Origin of the sequence: Bradyrhizobium sp. AUGA SZCCT0431 (assembly GCF_018131065.1) — a bacterium.
Lineage (GTDB): Bacteria > Pseudomonadota > Alphaproteobacteria > Rhizobiales > Xanthobacteraceae > Bradyrhizobium.
Genome location: NZ_JAFCLR010000037.1, coordinates 1 through 21,394 on the forward strand (window position 1 = coordinate 1; position 21,394 = coordinate 21,394).

Consider the following 21,394-nt stretch of genomic DNA (forward strand, 5'->3'; position numbering starts at 1 on the left):
AACGCCGCAGGCGGGCTGAGCTTCAACGGCGGCACCCTGCAGGTCACCGGCACGTCATTCACCGCGACCGCGCGCACGATCAATTGGGGCGTCAATGGCGGCGGCTTCGACATCGTCGCGGCCAACAACAAGTTCATCCTGAATCAATCTCTTGGCGCGGGTGGCGCACTTTTCAAGCTCGGCACCGGAAGTTTGGTCTTGACGGCGGCCAACGCCTATAACGGCGGTACTGTGATTGCGGCTGGCACGCTCCAGCTTGGCAATGGCGGGACGACGGGCTCGATCCTCGGCGACCTCCGGAACTATGGGACGCTGGCCCTCAACCGCTCGAACGCCGTTCAATTCGATGGCCTCATCAGCGGGCCCGGCTCATTGCAGCAGCTCGGTACTGCCACCACGACGCTCACGGCGGCCAACATCTATACCGGCGGCACAACAATCGCAGCGGGCGCGCTCCAGCTCGGCAATGGCGGGACCACTGGCTCCATCGTCGGCAATGTGCTCGATAACGCCAGGTTCGTCATCAACCGGTCGGATATTTTTACTTTCGCGGGCACCATCTCCGGCTCGGGCACATTCGAACAGCTCGGTACCGGCACCACTGTTCTCACCAACGCCAATACCTATTCCGGCGGCACGACGATTGCGGGTGGAACGCTGCGGGTGGAGAACAACGCGGCCCTCGGCACCGGTGCTGTCACGACCACCGGCTCGGTGCTGGACTATGCCGACGGCATCACGCTGGCGAATCCGATCCAGGTGAATTCCAACCACACGCAGTTGCAGGTGCTCGCCGGCACCGCAACGCAGGCGGGCCCGATCTCCGAGTTGAATGGGCCGCGGCCGCTGGAGAAGATTGGCGCCGGCCGCCTGGTGCTCACGTCAGCAAATACCTACACCGGCCCGACCACGGTGACCGGCGGCACGCTTGATGTAGCGGGGTCCATCGCGGCCTCCAGTCTGACCATGGTGAACGCTGGCGCCGTGCTGATGGGCGCCGGCGTCGTCGGCAATACAACGATCGCAAATGGCGCCACATTCCTGCCGGGCAGCGGCACATCGGGCTCGTCGATGACGGTGAATGGCAATCTCGCCTTCCAGTCCGGCGCAGCCTATCTGGTGCAGATCAGTCCGACCGCCGCCTCCTTCGCCAACGTCTCGGGCAGCGCGACCCTCAACGGCACGGTATCCGCGACCTACGGCAACGGCGGCAATTTCGCCAAGCGCTATACCATTTTGAGCGCCGCGGGCGGCATCAGCGGCACGTTCGGCACGCTGGCCAATTCCAATCTGCCGGCCAATTTCACGACGTCATTGAGTTACGACCCCACGCACGCCTATCTGGACCTAACATTGGCTTTCACGCCGTCCGGTCCCGGATCCAACACGGGGCTAACCGGCAACCAACAGACCATCGCCAATGTACTGACCGGTTACTTCAACACCAACGGCGGAATTCCGATGGCATTCGGAGCGCTATCGGCAACCGGATTGGCGCAAGTCTCCGGCGAAGCGGCGACGGGTACGCAGCAGACGACGTTTCAGGCGATGAATCTGTTCATGGGCGTATTGCTCGATCCCTGGCTCGACGGTCGCGCTGGCGATGCCGTACAGGGCAGCGCATCGCAATTTGCGGAAGACAACGCAGCGAACGCCGACACCTCTTCTGCCGGCAAGACACCATCACGCGCCGAACGCGATGCTTATGCCGCAGTTTACACCAAGGCGCCGCCCCGCATCGCCGATCCGTTCGCAAGCCGCTGGAACGTGTGGGCCGCGGGATTTGGTGGATCGCAGACCACCAGCGGCAATGCGACGTTGGGAACCAGCGCCGCGACCGGCCGGGTCTATGGCACGGCTATCGGCGCTGACTATCGGTTCTCGCCGGATACTTTGGCTGGCTTTGCGCTGGCCGGCGGCGGCACCAATTTCGGCATCGCCAACAGTCTCGGACACGGCTCGTCGGACCTGTTCCAGGCTGGCGCCTTCATTCGACACACCGCCGGTGCTGCGTATCTCTCGGCTGCGCTCGCCTATGGCTGGCAGGATATCACCACGGACCGCACCGTGACCGTTGCAGACGTCGATCGCTTGCGCGCACGCTTCGATGCCAACGCTTTCTCGGGACGCATCGAAGGCGGTTATCCGCTTATCACCTCATGGATCGGTGTCACGCCCTATGCGGCTTCGCAGGTCACGGCGTTTGATCTGCCGACCTATGCGGAAGGCGCTCTCTCGGGCAGCAACATGTTTGCGCTCGAGTACGCCTCGAAGGCCGTCACCGCGACGCGCAGCGAATTGGGATGGCGCACTGACAAATCATATGCCGCGGGCAATGCGACCCTCGTCCTGCGCAGCCGCCTCGCCTGGGCGCACGACTTCAATCCGGATCGCAGCATCGCCGCCACCTTCCAAACGCTGCCGGGCGCGCCCTTTGTCATCAACGGCGCCGCACAGGCGCGTGACGCAGCGATGACGACGGCCTCAGCGGAGATGAAGTTCATCAACGGCGTTTCGCTTGCTGCGACCTTCGAGGGCGAGTTCTCCAAGGTCACGCGCAGCTACGCCGGCAAGGGCGTGGCGCGATATAGCTGGTAGAGCGCCGACTTCCGCTATTGGGGCACTTTTCGGAAGTGGCGGCCTTGATGCGTGATGTCCGCTGTTTGGGGAAGAGCGGACGTTAGGTTCGAGACCACGACCGCATCCGGTTCCAGAATTAACCCGCAGCAAGCGTATCAAGCTTAATACGCGAGTTTCGTTGCCGCGTGCGAACGTAGGCCTACCATTCCGGGTAGTCGTTCGGATTTGAGAGGTGTCCAGATCACCACTCAAGCGTACCGCTCGACTAGGGGCACCGCTGTAGGCGACGTCCCGCCCAAAATGATCCTGCACGCTTCACGGGACTGCCATGTCGACTGTCGAGCAAGTGCTAAAGTCCGCAGGTCGAGAGCGTCGCGCGATCGGCCGGACGCGCATCAATCGGAGTGCAATGTTATTCTTTCATGGCGGGGCCGGTGTCCTTCCTTGTTGCGTTCGCGACGTGACGAATTCTGGAGCCGGCGTTCGCTTGGAGCAGCTAAACGTGTTGCCGGTGGAATTCGATCTGTCGTTCGATAATTTTCGGACGGTTCGCGAGTGTCGCTTGGTCTGGCGAGACGCTGACTTCGTCGGCGTCGCGTTCGGGACCTTACCTTTGGGATCCAAAGCATGACGAAACGCGAGCGCGGCGATCTAATTTATGGGGTCGTCGCGAGTGCGCTCGTATTTTTGTTCATGATCATCATGATTTTCTCGCGATGATGGTTTCGCTTGTCGGAGTTTACGCAACGGCGCCCCGGCGCCATGGCGCCGTATGCCTGGTCGCTGAATAGCGAATACTAACCCAACGTAACCCCATCGCCACGCGAGGTCTTGGAACCGAGACCACCGGCTAAACGTTGTCATAGCCAGAATTCCAAGCTGCGCAATTATGCAGCAGGCGGGGTAAGACGCATGGATACCACCACACTTCTCATCATTGTACTTCTTGTTCTGCTGCTTGGCGGCGGCGGCTGGTACGGCCGAGGACGCTGGTACTAAACGTCTAGCTCGATCTGTTGTCGATCTCTCAGCGGGACCAAGACGACTACATGATCCCGGATGAAGGATCGCTGCATCGATGAGCGACGGTTTCGAGCTCCCGTCGGCAAGCGGGAACGCGCCGGTTCCGGTTGCAGTCTGCTAAAGGCCGAAAAGCCGGGATTAGCTCAATTCGTCAACTTCTTGTTCACCAATAATTGCCACCCTGATCGTCGCCTTACCGGGCTTGTAATTGCGTAATCGAAAAGCCGCCCCCGATCGTCCCGGAGGCGGCTTTTTGTTTTTATCCGGGGCGCGCGAGACTGCACGTGAGTTTTCAGATCACGGTTTTGAAGGTGTTGGCCGGTCAAGTTGATGGGCGAGCAACGCTCGCCGAACTCACGCGACAGGTTTCTATTCTCATTTCCAGTGGCCCCGATTGGACCGATCGAACCAAGCGGATAGCTGCGCTTGCGCCCGGCCTAAGCATCTTTGGTTCGCATTTTGTGACGGTCGATGGTGGCGGTTGGCAGATTACCGATGCGGGCCGGGCGTTTCTATTGTCACTCGAAACTCCAGCCTCGGCGATGTCCGAAAAACCCTGCATTACTGCGAACGTTGTGCCGGCATCCGTTACAGCACACCTCGAACCGACGCCCGAGGCTTCGCCGCCGCCGTCTGAAGGTCAACACGTGCCCGAAGTTGCTGCAGCACAGCCCATCTCTCAGCGATCCACGATGATGCGCCTGATCGGCGTCCAGAGACGAGTCAAATCATCACCTAATACGGGACGAAAGCGGCGGTCACGTTAGCCGCCCCACGATGGCTCCTTACGGATGAACTAGCGTTATGTTTCACGGCGTTCCTGATTGCGCATGTCTGTCGCTTGTCGGAGTTATGTGTACTGACCGCGTTGGAAGCGTGACGGTTAGCGTTCCGTCCGCATGTAGGAGCCCTTCTCAGAGAAAAGCTTCAATGCCGGATCATCGGCTAGGATGCGCACAACTTGTGTCTTCTCGGGTCTCGTTTGCTGCGGATTACTCCATAGGCTCCACACTATCGGAACCTTCGGGGCCACCGCCGCGAGATGGCTCGGTGCAGTAGCCAGTTAGATCAGTCGTGTGACCATGACTGCACGTGCGGCAGCGCAGGTCGACCATCGGACAGATTGCGCCAGATCAATGTGGCGAACGATCTTGTCGATAGCCTTGATAAGGGGCATCGACGGAGCGGTACGGAGGGGTGAGTTGAGGTTCCTACCAGAGGCCCCGGTACCCTCAGCCACGCGCGCATTTACGTCGCAGCAGGAACGACAACTAACAGCACCGCGTTATCAGATCGGGCCGCCATCCCCGAGCGGCCTGGCACGGTTCCGTCCTTTCCCCCAAGCCCACTACCCGAGGCGGGGACCGTGCGCGCAACGGCGTCCACCGATGCATCCCTCAAGCGCCAAACGAGTGCCTGATTTGTCGCAGCATCGACATGGTGCCTTCGGTATACTTGCCATTGTAGACGTACTGATCTAGCTGCGATGCACCAAGCACCAGCAAAACTGCAATCACGAAGCCCTTGAACATAGTGGGCCTCCTATGGAGACCGCCAACCGGGCAGGTCGGGTTGAACTAGGAATTTGCTATCGCTCGTCGCGACCTATCTGCAATGGCGCTAGGCTGATATCAATTCGTAGCAAAACCTTAAAGGGCAAAAAATGTTAGTCGATGATGAGGCGACCCTTTGTGTCATAGAACCTGACGTATTCCGGGGTCTTGGGTCGTTTGAAGGGCTACATCCGCCCTTCATCGATATGACATCATGCCGCCCGACCGAAACGCGCGAGATAGCGTCTTAAAATTGGGTGCATCCGGATGAGGAGAGGGTGATTTCGGTCGCGCCGTTTTCCTTCTGCACTTCGGAGCGCGCAGTATCGCTGACCGTTTTACAATGCGAGTGTCTCACACCCGCGTCCGCTCCTGAGGCGCAAACCCGACCACGAATCAAGCGGCAGGCGTCGCTCATTTCCGCTATAATCAAACGATGACGATCGGGATTACCGGACCCGAACGGAAGGTACCAAGGCAAAGCGCCGTGGCCGGGTTCATTATTGCGGCCGTCGTCGGCGGGATTTGCCTGATCCTGCTCTGGCTCGCGAGCGACTTCCTGGTTGACTGGCTGTGGTTTTCCGCGATCGGTTACCTGCAGGTTTTTTGGACCACAATCGGCGCTAAAGCCCTCGTCTTTTTCGTGGTCTGGAGCGCAACTGCGGTCGTCCTTTGGTCGAACGGATGGCTCGCGGTGCGTTTTGCCCGACGGCAGCCGACGCAATCTGTCTCCGCGTTCATGTGGAATCTTGCGGGCAATGTACCGCCGGCCGACCTGCTGGCGGTGCTGCGCGATCGGCTGCCATGGTCCCGGATTGTCGCGGGCGGTGCAGGTTTGCTCGCGCTGCTGGTTGCCGCGGCAGAAGTCGGCAATTGGGGCGTCATCCTGCAGTTTTTCTATCACGTCCCCTATGGTGCAGACGACCCGCTTTTCAACAAGGACATCAGTTTCTATCTCTTCGTGCTGCCGGCCTATATCCTCATCAAAAACTGGATGCTGCTCACACTGGTTCTAAGCGCGATCGTCGCTGGAATGATCTATTGGGTGCACGGCGACATCGAATACGACATTCATCACCGATCGATGTCGCCGACAGCAATTGCGCACGGCTCGGCGTTGATCGCTCTCCTCTTGGCCGTGAAGGCCTGGTCCTGCGGTCTCGACCGTTATCTGCTGCTCTATGGCGATAACGGCGTCGTCGTCGGCGCAAGTTACACCGATGTACATGTCGTGCTACCAGGCCTGTGGCTAATGATAGGGCTGTCGATCATTGCGGCGTTTGCTGCGTTGGCAAATCTCCGGGTGAGGAGCTACCGGCTTCCTGTCGCCGCGGTCATACTTGTCGTCATCGGCTCTCTCGTGCTGTCCGGCATAGCTCCCGTGTTGTTCCGGCAGTTCTTCGTCAAGCCAAGCGAGTTGGAGCTGGAGAAGCCCTACATCGAACGCAACATCGCGCTCACCCGGCAGGCATACAATCTCGATCAGATCGCAGCCAAGCCGTTTGCCGCCGAACAGAAGCTTACCTTCAAGACGCTCGACGCCAACAAGGCGACAATCGACAATATCAGGCTGTGGGACTGGCTGCCCCTGTCGGACACCTACGCGCAGCTGCAAGAGATCCGCACATACTACAAATTCCATCATCTTGATGTTGATCGCTACTGGCTCGATGGCTCCTACCAAAGCGTAATGCTCTCGGCGCGAGAACTGCGGCCCTCCCTGTTGCCGCCGAATGCCCAGACATGGGTCAACCGCCACGTGCTGTTTACGCACGGCACCGGCGCGGTGATGAGCCCTGTCACTCGCAAGAGCACTGAAGGGCTGCCATTCTTTTATTTGCGCGACATCCCTCCCGTTGCGGACGGAGGCCCCCAGATCCAGGAACCGCGCATCTACTATGGCGAAGAGCGCGACAGCTACGTCATCGTCAAGGGGAGTACGCCTGAGTTCGACTATCCGAAGGGAAAAGACAATATCTACGCGGCTTATGACGGCACCGGTGGCGTTCCGATAGGAGCGATGGTGTGGAGAGGGCTGTTTGCTTATTACTTCAACGACCCGAACCTGCTGCTCTCAAGTTACGTCACCAGCGACAGCCGGATCATGATCCGCCGCAACATCCAGGAACGGGTACGAACGATCGCTCCGTTCCTGAGGCTCGATCACGATCCTTATCTGGTCATCAGCAGTGGGCGGATGTTCTGGATGCAGGACACCTACACGGTGAGTTCCTATTTCCCCTCCGCGCAGCCGGCGCAAGACAAGAATCTCAACTACATTCGAAATTCAGTGAAGGTCATCATCGATGCCTACAACGGAACCGTCGACTTTTATCTGATGGACACCGTCGACCCGGTCGCCGCGACCTACCAGCGCATCTTTCCGAGCTTGTTCAAGCCGTTCTCGGCTATGCCGGCGGACCTGCAGAGGCACATTCGCTATCCGGAGGACCTGTTCCTGATTCAGGCGCAGCTCTATCAGACCTACCACATGGAGGCCGCCGACGTTTTCTATAACCGCGAGGATCTCTGGCAGTTTCCGCGCCAGCCAGGCGGCGGCGGCGTTGCAACGATGGCGCCTTATTACATCATCATGCGGCTGCCCGGCGAGCCGCAGGCCGAGTTCTTCCTCATGCTACCCATGGTGCCGAGCCGCCGCGACAACATGATCGCGTGGCTCGCCGCGCGCTGTGACCCGCCCGACTACGGCAAGCTCATCGTCTACGAGTTTCCCAAGGAAAGGCTCGTCTATGGACCATTCCAGATCGAAGCGCGGATCAATCAGAGCACCGAGATATCCCAGCAAATTACGCTGTGGAACCAGATGGGCTCGCGGGTGATACGCGGTGCGAACCTGCTTGTGATCCCGATCGAGAACTCGATCCTTTATGTAACGCCGCTCTATTTGCGGGCGGAGCACGGATATCTGCCGGAGCTGAAACGCGTGATCGCAGCCTACGGGGAAAATGTGGTGATGAAGGAGACGCTCGCCGAAGCCTTATCAGCGCTGTTCATAGAGCCCGGTGCCGCGCCGGCGGTTTCAAGCACGACAGAGGAGAGGTCCGTGACACGCCCACCGGCAAGTCAAGCACGGGAGGCACTTGACCGCTACAATCAAGCCGTGGAGCGATTGAAGTCCGGAGATTGGAAAGGCTTCGGCACGCAGTTCGATGCCATGCGCGAGCTTTTGGAGGAAATGGACCGACGCGCCACCGGCCACTAAGATCGTTTTCAAGCGAAGTGGAGATCGGTTCGCGTCGAGAAAGCGCGTCCAGGGCCCCGAATAGCTCATCGTGAGCGCGCCTACTCAGCCCTTCACCATATCTCCGAGCAAGTTCGCCGCCACCGTCAGCTTTGCAAGCGTCAGGCCGCTGGCCACAATCTCCTCGACCGAGCGGCAGCCCTGCTCAAACGCAAACTGCGGACGTCACCGCTGTCCCTCACGACGGTCCAGCCAACGCCGGCGGCGAAGGCTCCGATCCATAGCGTGGCGCTTACGGGGTCAATCACCAGCAGTACGAAGATCACCCCCAAACATCCAACTGCGGCGCCCAGGAGATCGGCTGCATAGAGCCACCCGCCGTGATAGGGCAGACGCGTCAGCAACAGTGTTATACAAACCCCGCCTTCCGTGAACGGAGCTACGAAGGCGATGGTCGCTGGCGCCAGAGCGAGGGGCACATTTGCTGCGGATACAACGAGCGGCACGCACAGGAAGGCGATCATCGCGCCAACGCTGCTGAGAGCGAACCATGACGCGTGGCGGGGCGAATTCGATGCCAACCCGCTCCGTGGCATAACGGTCGGGCTTGCCGTAGACCTTCATCGCTCCGCGGGTGAGCCCTAGCATGGCAAGTGAAATGGCCGCGAATGCGAAATGATGATGGAGCATAACGCTGAAGAAGCGCGTTATCAGGATCTGGTAGGAAAGTGTCGCGAACGCAGCACAAAGATTGCCAGATAATAGCGACCGGGAATCTTGGATATGGATTGCAATACGCTGCCCTCTTAGTGGAGCCCTGATGGGCTCTATTGGGTACGCTTTGACCAACTCGCGCGACACGCGATCGCCGGACTAACTCGTTGATTGGCCCGCACAGACTGAGTTCTGCGAGCATCCCCCTATACTCGGGCTCCGATTTTAGCAGCGGGCGGGCCGGCTCTGCAGAAGTGGGTTCCACCGTCAGACGCAACACTATCTGTCACATGAGCATTATACCGTCTGAGGAGCTGGAGCGCATCAAGCAAACCATGCGAGATTGGTTTCGGGTCGTGACACCGTGATTGCCGCGTCGACTTCCTTATAAGCCAATCTGCGCGACTCTCGGTTAGCCAGGCGGATATTTCGGTTGGTTATGGCACGTTTGATGTGCCGACCTACCCTGCGAATGTCCGCTGATCGGAGTGGACCGGAAGTGGCTGGGCGACCGTCAAAACGACGCGATTGACCCCGAGCGGACATTGGTCTTCATCGGTTGAAGCCCCGCATTGAACAATCTTCACGGGCCACCCATCCGCTGCGTGTTAAGCTAGGGCGATTACGCGTCCCTTATTCCCAAACATATGTGTGAGCCACTTATTTCGAGGCTGGATATGTCTTCTAACTTCATTTCAAAAGGCGCTGATGGGTACGATCAATACATGGGCAGATGGAGCAGACGTCTAGCTCCATTGTTTTTGGACTTCGCCGGAGCTGCGGATGGAGAGCGCATTATAGATGTTGGATGTGGGACTGGTAGCTTGACGTTCTTGATACCAGCGCGGGCAAACATCGCAACCATTGAGGCCATAGATTACGAAGAACAATTCGTCGATGCGTTAAGGCAGCGGAACAATGACCCTCGGATAACCGCGAGCCAAGGCGATGCCTGTGCGTTGCCATTCGATGAAGATCAATTCGATCGCGCTCTGTCTATGCTCGTTCTGCATTTCGTGTCTGACCCGCATCAAGCAGTAAGAGAGATGCTTCGCGTGGTACGGCCTGGTGGCATTGTTGCTGCGACTGTCTGGGACACCTTTGGGGGAATGCCCAGCCAGCGCATCTTCTGGGATACCATCGCTGCAATCGAGCCTAGTGCGCTCGGTCGGCGTAGCCTTTCCCTAGTGAGGCCGATGACATTTCCCAGCGAGATGACGCGCGCATTCGTTGGCGCCGGCCTTCAACAAATCGCTGAATCGACGCTAACCATTCGAATGGAGTTTGCGAAATTTGATGACTATTGGCTTCCACTAGTTAATGGCCAAGGCACGTTGGCGGCCTTCCTATCGACGCTGCCTGAAGGTGTTGCGGAACAAGTTCAAGCCAGTGTTCGTCAAGCGTATCTATGCGATCAACCAGATGGCCCACGCAGTTTTGCGAGTGTAGCTTGGGCCGTCAAAGGAACCGTGCCAAGTCGATAAAGCAAAGGGTCCAGCAAGGCTTCCCTTATCATCAGGGACGTCTCCTTCTGGCAGATTTTGTTGCAAAAGTCAGTTGAGACAGACCGCGAAGCGTGATTCCGTTGTGTTGAAGCGATTCTCGGTGAGGTCGATCCATGATGGGCCGTCTGAAGAGTGACCAAGGTCAACTGTTCTACGAGTTTCATCTTGGCGACGCGGTTCCCGAAGATCATTTGGTGAGGAAGATCGACGCTGCTCTCGATCTGTCATGGCTTCGCAGTGAACTAGCGCCTCATTATTCGTCTATGGGGCGCCCGTCGGTCGATCCGGAGCTGATGGTCCGGATGCTGGTGGTGGGGTATGTCTTTGCGATCCGTTCAGAGCGGCTGATCTGCCGTGAAGTGCAGGTGAACCTCGCCTATCGCTGGTTCTGCAAGCTTGGCATCGAGGATGCTATCCCGGATCATTCGGCATTCTCGCGAGCCCGCAATGAGCGCTTCCGCGAGGGAGATGTCTTTCGTCGCGTTTTCGAACGTGTCGTCGAGGCGTGCATTGCGGCCGGTCTGGTTGGTGGCGAAGGTTTTGCGGTTGATGCGAGCCTGATCCAGGCAGATGCCAACAAGCAGCGTTCGATCGCAGGTCAGGATTGGCGCAGGGATCGCGATCCGGCGAGGTCCAGCCGCGCAGTAAAGGAGTATCTGGCGACCCTCGACGATACCGCATGGGGCGCTGCCAGCGACGTTGTGCCGAAGTTCGTCTCGCCATCCGATCCCGCGGCGCAGTGGACCGGGGCTCACAAGGGGCCGGCATTCTTCGCGCTCACCTCGCACGTAGAACTTCGTTACGCGACGCGCAGCGAGCATCAGACGACGCTCGCGTTCGTTCGCTACGTCGGGGTGATCTGCAATATGCGTTTTATGACGAGGCAACGGCATCCCGAAACTGGACCCACCGGTGCGGCTCCATTCCCTTCGAAGAGATCGAAGCGATTCATGTAGGATCGACGACGCTTGCCAGCGATGACGGGGCCGCCGAGGCGTTGGCGCTCATTGAAGATGCAGGCGGATCGACCACCGTCTCCTTTGATCCGAACTGCAGGCCAAATCTTGTCAAGCATAAGACCCGCTATGTGGATCAGATGGATGCGTTTGCCACCCGCGCTAATATCGTGCGGATGTCGGATGTCGACTTCGAATTCCTCTATGGCGGCAACGACTATGGGGAGAGGGCGAAATCACTTATTGCGGCGGGAACAAGCCTTGTCGTCGTTACGCGTGGAATCTTGGGAGCTCAGGCATGGCATCGAGAAACGGGGTTAGTTGAGGTCCAGGCGCCAACGATAGATGTCGTCGATACCGTCGGGGCAGGCGACAGCTTTCAGGCCGCCCTGTTGTTCGCCTTGCGCGCCATCGGACGAATTAAGACCGGCGCATTAGTGCAAATGAATCCCGACGAGCTTCGCCGAGCGCTGGCGTTTGCCTCGACTTGCGCAGCCGTTACGTCCGGGCGCGCTGGGGCAGATCCTCCGCGCGAATCTGATGTCGGAGCGGCATTGTCTCGCCTGTTTGCCGAATAGGCCCGAATAAGTCTCAACGCAGTGAACGTCATAAAGGTCATAAAGTCACGGATGTTCGGAAGCCCGGCGAATCGTCGCGGATTTCGGTCCTTTCGGAACGGTCACCGCGACGTATTTGTGAGTATGCCGACCTCGCATTGGGTATTTTCGAGAGTCCCCACAAATGCAGCTGACGTCCCGCTCAATCGGCTTTCACGCCGGATTTCCTGACAACATCGGCCCACTTGGCACGTTCGGTATCGACAAAGACGCGGGTTTCGGCTGGCGTCATCGTCTCGGGCACAAGGCCGTTGGCTTTGAACCGGGCGTGCACGCCTGGATCCTTCATCGCCTCGGCGAGGGCGGCGCTGATCTTGTCCACGATCGGCTGAGGTGTGCCTTTCGGTGCGACCAGCACATTCCACAACTCGGCCGCAAAATCCCTGATCCCGGCCTCACGCGTAGTCGGGACGTCGGGAAGTTCATCGGAGCGCGCGGTGCCCGTCACGGCGATCGGAACGATATTGCCGGCCTTCACCTGATCCGACGTGCCGGGGATGGTCAGCACACCGAGGTCAGCGTGTTTGCCGACAAGGTCATTCAACAGCGGCGCGTTGCCCCTGTAGGGCAAGTGCAGGATTTTGATGCCGGCCTCGAGCAACAGCCATTCCATCGCGAGATGGCCGGGCGAGCCGATCCCCGATGTGCCATAGGTCAACTGCTCCGGCTTCGATCTGGCGAGCGCGATTAATTCTGACATCGACTTCGCGCCAAGATCGGACTTGGTGGCGATCAGCATCGCCGACGAGCCCATATGGCCGACATAGTTGAGATCATTGCCGGGGCTGAAGCCAAGATTACGTCCGAGCGGTTCGAGCAATGCTGTGGTGCCGACGCCGCTGACGCCGAGCGTATAGCCGTCGGGCGCCGCCGTCGCGACCGCCTTGATGCCGATGGCGCCCGCGGCGCCGGCGCGGTTGTCGACAACGATCGCCTGCTTGAGCGAGATCGCCATCCTCTCGGCGAGTACACGCCCCGCGATGTCGGTCGCGCCGCCCGCGGGGAACGGGATAATCAGCGTGATCGGTTTCGCCGGGAAGTCCTGGGCCACGGCTATCGGAAGCGGGCCTGCCGTGGCAGCAACAAACGCCAGGGCTGATGCGGCGCAGGCAAGACGTGTTGGCCGCATGAGACGGCTTACAGAAGCCATGGCCTCCCTCCATTTTTGCGCAGGCAAGCGCCATGACGCGGAACGCGATCTTGAATGTAACAGATCGTTAGGCTAGTTTATTATCCTATTCATTGCAAGTCAGGCCGGAATCACATATGCAGACGTTGTCATGAGCACCCTCAGCCAAAGCGCCGTGCCGCGTTACATCCAGCTGGCAACCCTGTTCCGCCGAAATATCGAGACGGGACGGTGGAAAGTCGGCGAGCAGATCCCGACGGTCGATGAACTCGCTTCCGAGGTGGGCGTCGCACGGGCAACGCTCCGGCAGGCTCTCGGCATCCTCGAGAGTGAGCAATTGATCGAGCGCTTCCGCGCCAAGGGCACGTTCGTGCGCCGCCAGCCCAAGGATCATCTGTGGTGCACGATGGAGACCAATTTCGCGGGGTTGCTCCGTGCACGCGAGGGCGCCACGATCGAAGTGCTGTCGGCCGCCGACGGTCAGCTCCCGATGATCGTGCCGCACGGCATCGGTGAGTTGGCTCCGAGCTACAAACGGCTGCAGCGCAGGCACTCGCGCGACGGTGAAGCCTTTCTGCTCGCTGACGTGTTCATCGACGAGCGGCTCGTGCCGCGCATTCCGCCCGAGGCGTTCACGTCGAAGACGGCCCTAAAACTGGTGGCTGACGTTCCTGGCCTCGTCATCAAGGATGCGCAGCAGACATTGACGATCGGCGGTGCCGATCTCGAGACCGCCGAACTGCTCGGCGTGCCGCTGAATGCACCCGTCGCTTTCGTCCAGCGTACCGCCGTCGATGAGGAAGGCTACATCGTGCTCATCGCAGACGGCATCTATCGCGGTGACCTGGTGCGGGTCGATATCAAGTTGCGCTGAGCCGTGACGCGGCAGCGTCTGTGCGGTTTGCAGTAGACAGCATGTCATAAAGGCTATAAAACTAGCTTTTAAGGTTTAAGACCGAAAGAGTTCCCATCGTGAAGCTGCACTGGTCCCCACGATCCCCGTTTGTCCGCAAAGTGATGATCGCGGCGCATGAGCTCGGGCTTGAGCAACGGCTGACGCTGCTGCGCACCGTCGTCGCCATGTCGAAGCCGAACGAGGCGCTGCTGTCGGACAACCCCGTCGGCAAAATTCCGACGCTGGTCCTGGACGATGGAACGGCGATCTTCGACAGCCTGACGATCTGCGAATACCTCGACGCGCTCTCGGGCGGCGGCCGGTTGTTTCCCGCGGCAAAGCCGGAGCGGTGGAATACCCTTACCCGGCACGCCATGGCCAACGGCTTGCTCGACGTGCTGATCCTCTGGCGGAACGAGCGCGACAAGCCGCAAGCCCGGCAGACACCGGAATGGACCGCGGGCTTTGCTCTGAAGACGCGCGCGGCGCTCGAGCGTTTCGAGCAGCTCGCGCCGCGTCTTGGCGATGAGCCGTTCGACGTCGGCCACATCGCAATCGGCTGTGCCCTGTCGTATCTCGATTTCCGCTTTGCCGATCTCAACTGGCGGGCCGGTCACCCGGCGCTCACGGCATGGTATCAATCGTTCAGCGAGCGCCCGTCTGCCAAGGCCACGGAGATCGCCGATGGCTGAAACGGACAAACGGCAGCGCACTGGTCCGCTGTCGCATCTCAAGGTGCTGGACCTTGGTCGCATCATGGCGGCGCCGTGGGCAACGCAAATGCTTGCCGATCTCGGCGCCGACGTCATCAAGATCGAGCGTCCCGGCAGCGGCGATGACACGCGTTCATGGGGGCCGCCGTTTCTGGAAGATCGTGACGGCAAGCCCACGAAGGAGTCGGGCTACTACCTGTCGGTCAATCGGGCCAAGCGCTCGGTCGCCATCGATCTGGCCGTGCCCGAGGGCCAGGAGTTGGTGCGCCGGCTCGCTGCCGACGTCGATATTGTGATCGAGAACTTCAAGACTGGCGCGCTTGCCCGCTACGGCCTCGACGCGGCGACGCTGCGCGCGAAACACCCGAAGCTGATCTATTGCTCCATCACCGGCTTCGGCCAGGACGGGCCGCGTAGCAACCAGGCCGCCTATGATTTCGCCATTCAGGCCATGGGTGGCCTGATGAGCATCACGGGCGAACGCGACGGCCAGCCTGGCGGCGGCCCGCAGAAGGTTGGCGTGCCGGTCGTCGACATCATGACGGGCATGTACGCAGCGGTCGCCATCCTCGCCGCGGTCGCCCGACGCAACGAGACCGGCCAAGGCGAAACCATCGACCTTGCGATGCTCGACGTGCAGGCCGCGTTCCTCGCCAATCAGGCGATGAATTTCCTGGTTGGCGGAAAGACGCCGCAACGTGGCGGCAACCGTCATCCGAACATCCAGCCGCAGGACGTATTTGCCTGCGCCGACGGGCATCTCGTGCTCGCGGTCGGCAACGATGGGCAGTTCTCCAAGCTGTGCGAAGCTATCGGGCGGTCTACGTGGTCGACCGACGCATGTTTCGCCAGAAATGCCGATCGCGTTCGCAACAACGCCATGCTGACCGGCCTGCTGACGGAGCGTTTCCGCGATTTTTCGCGCGACGATCTTGCCGCACGGCTCGGTGCCGCCGGCGTGCCATGCGCGCCGATCAACTCCATTCCGCAGGTGTTCGACGACCCGCAGATCAAGCACCGGCAGATGCTGCGGCATTTGCCTCACCAAAGTGCTGGCACCGTACCGCAAGTCGTCAGTCCGATGCGCTTCCAGGATGCCGCGTTGAGCTTCGACGCCGCGCCGCCATTGCTCGGCCAACATACGCACGAAGTCCTGGCCGAGATCGGCCTCGACGCAGCGGCCATCCATGCGCTCGCGGGGCGCGGCATCATCTGAAATCAAGCGATGCGAAGGAAAGTCATGGCGCGCATTCCACTGCCAACACCGGATGAGATGAGCGCGGATCAGCGTCGCGTCTACGATGCTGCCGTGTCTGGGCCGCGCGGACAGTTGATCGGGCCGTTGCGTGCCGTCATCCACTCTCCGGAACTTGCGGCGCGCTGGTCGAGCCTCGGGGAATATCTGCGCTATCAGACGTGCCTGCCGCCATTGCTGAAAGAGCTTGCGATTCTGGTGACTGGCCGGCGCTGGACCAGCCAGATCGAGTGGTGGGTGCACGCCAGAGCGGCAGGCGAAGCTGGGTTGGCCGCGGCCGCCGTCGAAGCGATCCGCGTAGGCAAGGCGCCGCAGTTTGGAACCCGCGACGAAACCGTCGTCTACGAATTTGCCCGCCAGCTCCAGCAGCAGGGCCAGCCGGATGTCACCACCTATCGCGAGGTCGAGCAGCGCTGGGGCGTGCGCGGTGTCGTCGAACTGACCGCACTCGTGGGCTACTACACCATGGTCTCGATGACGCTCAACGCGCATGAGATCCCGCTTCCCGACGGCGTCGAGCCGCCGCTGAAACAGCTCGGAAACGGCGAGTTGACGCTATTGCCGCCGGCGCTTGTTTCCATATCGGAAAAGTCATGACCGAAGCATCGCAGCCGCCAACGATCATCGCTCCGGACGCCAGCCCGCCGCGACGGCCCCTTCCACCGGGCGCGTGCGATGTGCACAGCCACGTGTTCGGCCCATTTGACCGCTTCGTTTCGTCTGCGCCGTCTGTCTATGCGCTTCCCGAAGCCACGCCCGATGTGCACGCGAAGATTCGCACGAAACTCGGCTTTGCGCGCGGCGTCCTGACCCAGGCGGCGCCCTACGGCTTCGATCCGTCGGCGATGCTGAATGCCATTGCCGGTTCCGCGGGCGCGCTCAAGGCCGTGGCCGCAGCCGACACAACTGTGAGCGACGCGACGCTCGCTGCCTGGAAGCTCGGCGACATCGTCGGCCTGCGCTTTGTCGAGGCACACGCTCCTGGCGGCGTGCGCTACCCCGGCAGCGTCGGCTTCGATCAGTTCGTCGCCTTGGCGCCGAGAATGCGCGAGCACGGACTGCACGCCCAGCTTTGGGCCGGCACCGCCCAATATCTCGAGTGGTTGCCGCGCCTGCTGCCGCTCGGCGTGCCTCTCGTGCTCGACCACATGGGTAAGCCGGATCCCGCCCGCGGCGTTGCCGACCCAGGCTTTCAGCTGCTGCTCGCGGCGCTGCGCGAGGCGCGGATCTGGGCTAAATTGTCAATCTGCCGGGTGTCGTCGGCTGCGCCCGAATACGCCGACGTGCGTCCGCTTCATGACGCGCTTGTCCAAGCCAATCCCGACCACGTGTTGTGGGGCTCCGATTGGCCCTATGTGCGCCTGTCACCCGCGCCGGATGCCGGGCATTTGCTTGATCTGTTCGACGCCTGGACAGGCGACGCCGCGCTTCGCGCCCGCGTTCTCGTCGACAATCCCGCACGGCTCTACGGGTTCGACGCCGCAGCCCCACTTGACTGAGAGGAAACCACGATGACCGAGATCTATGAAACCTGCCTCGTTGACGTCGCCGACTACGTCGCGACGGTCACGATCAACCTGCCGCCGGTGAATGCCCAGAATGGAAAATTCCGGGAAGAGATCACGCGGATTTTTGACAGTTTGGGACAGCGACCGGACGTTCGCGCCATCGTGCTCACGGGGCAGGGCAAGCTGTTTTCGGCCGGCGCCGACCTCAAGGACCGCCCCGACCCGAGCGTGCCGGGCGCCTACACGACCCACGGACGTAAAGTGCGTGAAGCCTTCAACTGCGTCATGGAGTGCGAAAAGCCGGTGATCGCGGCGCTCAACGGCGGGGCCATCGGCGCCGGCTGCGTGCTGGCGCTCTGTTGCGACATCATCGTCGCCGCTGATGATGCCTATCTGTCGATGACCGAGGTCGATTACGTGCTCGCCGGCGGCGTCGCCCATGTGCGCCGCCATTTCGGCGAGTCGGATGCCCGCCTGATGATCTACACGGCGCGTCGCGTCACCGGGCAGGAATTGCTGCGCATGCGCGTAGCGTCAATGTCGGTGCCGCGCGATGAACTCATGGAGACGGCGCAAGGAATCGCCCGCCAGATTGCGTCGAAGAGCCCGCTCGCCGTGCGCGCCGCCAAGAAATCGTTCCTCGTCACGGAAAACCAGCCCTTGCAGGAGGGTTACAAATTCGAGCAGTCGCAGACCGCGATGCTCGCCACTACGGCGGATTTCAAGGAAGCGCAGGCCGCCTTCCGCGAGAAGCGCAAGCCGACGTTCTGATCGGCCATGATCGCTTCCGTGCGTGAAACCGACGATGCTCCGATGCGTCGGCTTGCTTTGGCGATCTTCCTTGTGTTCCTCGCCTGCGATGTGGCGTCATCTGCGGCGCAGGCGCCGCGCATGCGCGAGATCGTCACCTATGACGACGTTGCAATCGACCTGATCGCCGAGGGCCGCGGTCCGCTCGTCGTGATGTTGCCTTCGCGCGGACGCGATTCTGAGGACTTCGACGAGGTCGCGGCCGGCATCGCCAGCGCCGGGTTCCGCGTGCTGAGACCGCAACCGCGGGGCGCCGGCCGCAGCACCGGACCGTTGGAAGGCGTCCGTCTGCAGGATTTCGCGCGCGACGTTGCGTTCGTGATCAGTCGCGAAAAGGCCGGGCCTGCGGTCATTGCGGGGCATGCTTACGGAAACTGGGTCGCTCGCATGACGGCGACCGATCATCCCGAACTCGTGCGCGGCATCGTGCTTGTCGCGGCAGCCGCGAAGACGTTTCCGGACTACCTGCGCGGTGATGTACAGCAGTCCGCGGACATGCGTTTGCCGGACGACGTGCGGATCGCCGCCTTGCGCCGCGGCTTCTTCCTGGAAGGCCACGATGCCTCGGTCTGGTTGAAGGGCTGGGCGCCAGCCGCCTACCGCAGCCAGGGCGTCGCTGCCGCTGCAACCAGACAGACGGAGTACTGGCAGGCTGGCACTGTGCCGATGCTGGACCTGGTGCCTGATAACGACCCATTCAAGCCGAGGGAAAAATGGTACGAGAGCCGCGACGAGTTCGGCGCGCGCGCCACGATCATTATTATCCCGGGCGCGGGCCACGCGTTGATCCCCGAGCAGCCGCAGGCCGTCGTCGATGCTATCGTCGACTGGGTCCGCAAACTGCCATGACGTCGGGACGATATAGCAATCGCAATCATGGAGGAATCGCAGTTTCATCCTGTTCGGTGAGGGGGCCGGTTCGTCCATGACGGATCTGTTTTGGCACGCGAGCGACAAGGGTCGGCCGGCAGACGTCCACGACCAGCTCGGCGAGCAGCCCACGATGATCGAACTTGTTGTGAGCGCGCGGCAGGCGACCGGGGAAACCAGGGAGGCCGGCGAGGCGATCGAGGGCCCAAAGGCGGGATGTTGCTCCTTTGGCGTCGGTGCTGTATCACAGACACACGACACAGGCGGCCTCTCCGCCGTTGAAATCGTTGTTTTCGTTGATATTTTTTGCGTTGTTGGACCGAGTCCCTCTCTCGCTACCAACCGTACGATTTTGTACGCCAGTCCGCGATGTTCTCCGGTCGCTGGTAGCGCTTGATAGGTAGCGTTGATGGCGCTTGCCAGGAAGGCGGCCCCTATGCCGTTCGACGTTCCGACGTCTTCAACAAACGCGGAACCTCAGCCTTCGGCCGATTTTGCCGCGGGCATGTAAATCTGAGCGTAGCCTTCCTTGATCGCCGAGGTGATCTGATCAAGGCGCCGATCGATGTGCTTCTCGAGGACTGGCACGCACTTGGCTTCGTCGCGCGCCTTGACGCCCAGCAGCACGGCGCGATGCTCGGCCTGGGTCTTGGTGCGGTTGATCCGATCCATGTCGATCCAGCGGACGAAGCGGATGCGCGCATTGACGTTGCGCAGCACGCGCAGCATCTCGCCATTGTTCGACATGCTCAGGAGCCCCTCATGGAAGGTCTCGTCGAGCCGGACCAGCTCCATCGAGGTTCGCTCGCCTGGGTCGGGTCCGGTGTCCCGCAGGAAGGTGAGCAGCGCGTCGATATCCTGGTCGCGGGCGCGCTTGATGGCCAGGCGGACCGCGGCGATCTCGATCGACTTGCGCAGTTCATACAGGTCGAAGATCTCCTGGGCGTCGAGCTCGCGGCAGAAGAAACCCTTGCCGGGCATGAAGCGCAGAAAGCCTTCGGTGTTCAGTCGGTTCAGTGCCTCGCGCAGCGGCGTCCGGCTGACGCCCAGCTTGCTGGCAATGGCGCCCTCGTTGACCCGCGCGCCAGGCTTGAACTCGAAGCTCACGGCCATCGCCTTGAGCTGTTCATAGACCCGGTCGACGACGCTATCGGAGGAAATCTCCAGCTGTTTGATCATTACTGAATGCACTTTCGAATACACTTCATTATGCGAACATGTACGTTGAGCTTGCAATCACGGGGCCGGCGTTTTCAACGGCCCCGTGACGGGCAGGGCGCCGCCTGAGGTCAGGAAAACGCGCGGGGGCGAAGGCCCGCATGAAACCAGGTGATCATCGAATAGATATCATAGACCGGAATGCCGACGGCCGCCTGCAGCGCCGCCGCATAGGGCGGCATATTGGTGCATTCCAGCACGATAGCGCCGACATCGGGATTTTTGGCGACGAGCTGTCTGCCGGCCTCCACGACGTCCTGTTCGGCGAGTGCCACGTCCATGTCCTCTTTCTCGGCCTTGATCAGCACGCGAAAAAACTCCCGGCCGTTCTCCGTGCCGACCAGCGGCGTATCGAGCGGCACGCCGGCGCCTTCGAGATGGGCCGGCGTCAGCGTCGAGCCCGAGACGGTGACCAGTCCGACACGCTTGCCGGGCGGCAGGGTCGCCTGCACCCACGGCACCTGCATCAGCGAGGAGGTCGCGACCGGCACGCCCGTTGCAGCCGCGATCTCTTTCTGGAACAAGGATAGGAAGCCGCAATTGGTGGTGATCGCTTCGGCGCCGAGCCGCACCAGATCCTTCGCCGCATCGATGAAATCCGGCAGCAGGCCGGCCGCGCCCTTAAGCACTACTTTTTCCGGACTTGCACCTGATACCACCCGGTAAAGCACGGGAAACGGCCATGTCGTGCCGTTGCCCATGTCGCCGGGAATCCTCGGAAACCTGGCTTCCAGCATCAGGATGCCGAGCGGCGCGCCATAGATGGCCTTGCCGCCGCGGGCGATGCGCGGTGTGAGGACAGGGGACGAATGTGCGGTCATGGTCTGGTTCTCTTCACTGCGACGA

16 protein-coding genes and 1 pseudogene are annotated in these 21,394 nt (G+C 60.9%); 13 read left to right on the forward strand and 4 right to left on the reverse strand.

The genetic code is table 11. The annotated features are described in order from the left end of the window. On the forward strand, positions 1 to 2,598 hold a 2,598-nt coding region (locus JQ567_RS28705), incomplete at its 5' end, for an autotransporter domain-containing protein (RefSeq protein ID WP_212441941.1). 1,289 nt (positions 2,599 to 3,887) lie between these two features. Further along, the gene (locus JQ567_RS28710; RefSeq protein WP_212441942.1) at positions 3,888 to 4,370 is read left to right on the forward strand and encodes a hypothetical protein; all 483 of its coding nucleotides are present in this window, start codon (positions 3,888 to 3,890) and stop codon (positions 4,368 to 4,370) included. A 630-nt stretch (positions 4,371 to 5,000) separates the two neighbouring features. Here JQ567_RS28710 and JQ567_RS38720 read toward each other — a convergent pair. Then, positions 5,001 to 5,135: a hypothetical protein gene (locus tag JQ567_RS38720; RefSeq protein WP_283816582.1), complete on the reverse strand. Its 135-nt coding sequence runs from the start codon at positions 5,133 to 5,135 to the stop codon at positions 5,001 to 5,003. Positions 5,136 to 5,592: 457 nt separating this feature from the next. On the opposite strand from JQ567_RS38720, the gene JQ567_RS28715 reads away from it, so the two are divergent. The 4 genes and pseudogenes from JQ567_RS28715 (at position 5,593) to JQ567_RS28730 (ending at position 12,111) form a co-directional block, all read left to right on the forward strand. Then, positions 5,593 to 8,379: a UPF0182 family protein gene (locus JQ567_RS28715; RefSeq protein ID WP_212441943.1), complete on the forward strand. Its 2,787-nt coding sequence runs from the start codon at positions 5,593 to 5,595 to the stop codon at positions 8,377 to 8,379. Positions 8,380 to 9,749: 1,370 nt separating this feature from the next. After that, positions 9,750 to 10,556, forward strand: coding sequence for a class I SAM-dependent methyltransferase (locus JQ567_RS28720; protein WP_212441944.1), 807 nt, complete (start codon positions 9,750 to 9,752; stop codon positions 10,554 to 10,556). A gap of 134 nt (positions 10,557 to 10,690) precedes the next feature. After that, a pseudogene (locus JQ567_RS28725) lies at positions 10,691 to 11,365 on the forward strand (transposase); the annotation flags it as partial. After that, a complete protein-coding gene (locus tag JQ567_RS28730) occupies positions 11,257 to 12,111 on the forward strand; it encodes a PfkB family carbohydrate kinase (RefSeq protein WP_409363636.1) in 855 nt (284 codons plus the stop codon). The pseudogene JQ567_RS28725 and the gene JQ567_RS28730, both read left to right, overlap by 109 nt. 181 nt (positions 12,112 to 12,292) lie before the next feature. Here the strand turns inward: JQ567_RS28730 and JQ567_RS28735 are convergent, their stop codons facing one another. Then, positions 12,293 to 13,300, reverse strand: coding sequence for a tripartite tricarboxylate transporter substrate binding protein (locus JQ567_RS28735; protein WP_212441945.1), 1,008 nt, complete (start codon positions 13,298 to 13,300; stop codon positions 12,293 to 12,295). 130 nt (positions 13,301 to 13,430) lie between these two features. On the opposite strand from JQ567_RS28735, the gene JQ567_RS28740 reads away from it, so the two are divergent. The 7 genes from JQ567_RS28740 to JQ567_RS28770 all read left to right on the forward strand — a co-directional run bounded on the left by JQ567_RS28740 (position 13,431) and on the right by JQ567_RS28770 (position 19,309). After that, positions 13,431 to 14,153 carry a GntR family transcriptional regulator gene (locus JQ567_RS28740; protein WP_212441946.1) on the forward strand — a complete coding sequence of 241 codons (723 nt, stop codon included), beginning with the start codon at positions 13,431 to 13,433 and terminating at the stop codon, positions 14,151 to 14,153. Between the two features lie 98 nt (positions 14,154 to 14,251). Continuing rightward, positions 14,252 to 14,866, forward strand: a complete 615-nt coding sequence (locus JQ567_RS28745) for a glutathione S-transferase family protein (protein ID WP_212441947.1) — start codon at positions 14,252 to 14,254, stop codon at positions 14,864 to 14,866. After that, complete coding sequence (locus JQ567_RS28750; RefSeq protein WP_212441948.1) at positions 14,859 to 16,103, forward strand: CaiB/BaiF CoA-transferase family protein; 1,245 nt, start codon at positions 14,859 to 14,861, stop codon at positions 16,101 to 16,103. The genes JQ567_RS28745 and JQ567_RS28750 overlap by 8 nt, the downstream gene beginning before the upstream one ends. A gap of 24 nt (positions 16,104 to 16,127) precedes the next feature. Beyond that, complete coding sequence (locus JQ567_RS28755) at positions 16,128 to 16,739, forward strand: carboxymuconolactone decarboxylase family protein (protein ID WP_249165792.1); 612 nt, start codon at positions 16,128 to 16,130, stop codon at positions 16,737 to 16,739. Then, a complete protein-coding gene (locus JQ567_RS28760) occupies positions 16,736 to 17,641 on the forward strand; it encodes an amidohydrolase family protein (RefSeq protein ID WP_212441950.1) in 906 nt (301 codons plus the stop codon). The genes JQ567_RS28755 and JQ567_RS28760 overlap by 4 nt, the downstream gene beginning before the upstream one ends. A gap of 12 nt (positions 17,642 to 17,653) precedes the next feature. Beyond that, entirely contained in the window at positions 17,654 to 18,421 is a 768-nt protein-coding gene (locus tag JQ567_RS28765; RefSeq protein ID WP_212441951.1) for an enoyl-CoA hydratase/isomerase family protein, read from the forward strand. Positions 18,422 to 18,541: 120 nt separating this feature from the next. Further along, positions 18,542 to 19,309, forward strand: coding sequence for an alpha/beta fold hydrolase (locus JQ567_RS28770; protein WP_212441952.1), 768 nt, complete (start codon positions 18,542 to 18,544; stop codon positions 19,307 to 19,309). A 498-nt stretch (positions 19,310 to 19,807) separates the two neighbouring features. Here JQ567_RS28770 and JQ567_RS28775 read toward each other — a convergent pair whose 3' ends face one another. Then, complete coding sequence (locus tag JQ567_RS28775; RefSeq protein WP_212441953.1) at positions 19,808 to 20,509, reverse strand: GntR family transcriptional regulator; 702 nt, start codon at positions 20,507 to 20,509, stop codon at positions 19,808 to 19,810. 110 nt (positions 20,510 to 20,619) lie between these two features. Then, entirely contained in the window at positions 20,620 to 21,369 is a 750-nt protein-coding gene (locus tag JQ567_RS28780; RefSeq protein WP_212412187.1) for an aspartate/glutamate racemase family protein, read from the reverse strand. Positions 21,370 to 21,394 lie beyond the last annotated feature (25 nt).

Excerpts from the sequence above, each read along its gene's own strand:
- JQ567_RS38720 (WP_283816582.1), bottom strand. The coding sequence starts at position 5,135 with ATGTTCAAGGGCTTCGTGATTGCAGTTTTGCTGGTGCTTGGTGCATCG.
- JQ567_RS28715 (WP_212441943.1), top strand. The coding sequence starts at position 5,593 with ATGACGATCGGGATTACCGGACCCGAACGGAAGGTACCAAGGCAAAGC.
- JQ567_RS28720 (WP_212441944.1), top strand. The coding sequence starts at position 9,750 with ATGTCTTCTAACTTCATTTCAAAAGGCGCTGATGGGTACGATCAATAC.
- JQ567_RS28730 (WP_409363636.1), top strand. The coding sequence starts at position 11,257 with ATGGGGCGCTGCCAGCGACGTTGTGCCGAAGTTCGTCTCGCCATCCGA.
- JQ567_RS28735 (WP_212441945.1), bottom strand. The coding sequence starts at position 13,300 with ATGGCTTCTGTAAGCCGTCTCATGCGGCCAACACGTCTTGCCTGCGCC.
- JQ567_RS28740 (WP_212441946.1), top strand. The coding sequence starts at position 13,431 with ATGAGCACCCTCAGCCAAAGCGCCGTGCCGCGTTACATCCAGCTGGCA.
- JQ567_RS28750 (WP_212441948.1), top strand. The coding sequence starts at position 14,859 with ATGGCTGAAACGGACAAACGGCAGCGCACTGGTCCGCTGTCGCATCTC.
- JQ567_RS28755 (WP_249165792.1), top strand. The coding sequence starts at position 16,128 with ATGGCGCGCATTCCACTGCCAACACCGGATGAGATGAGCGCGGATCAG.
- JQ567_RS28760 (WP_212441950.1), top strand. The coding sequence starts at position 16,736 with ATGACCGAAGCATCGCAGCCGCCAACGATCATCGCTCCGGACGCCAGC.
- JQ567_RS28765 (WP_212441951.1), top strand. The coding sequence starts at position 17,654 with ATGACCGAGATCTATGAAACCTGCCTCGTTGACGTCGCCGACTACGTC.
- JQ567_RS28770 (WP_212441952.1), top strand. The coding sequence starts at position 18,542 with ATGCGCGAGATCGTCACCTATGACGACGTTGCAATCGACCTGATCGCC.
- JQ567_RS28775 (WP_212441953.1), bottom strand. The coding sequence starts at position 20,509 with ATGATCAAACAGCTGGAGATTTCCTCCGATAGCGTCGTCGACCGGGTC.
- JQ567_RS28780 (WP_212412187.1), bottom strand. The coding sequence starts at position 21,369 with ATGACCGCACATTCGTCCCCTGTCCTCACACCGCGCATCGCCCGCGGC.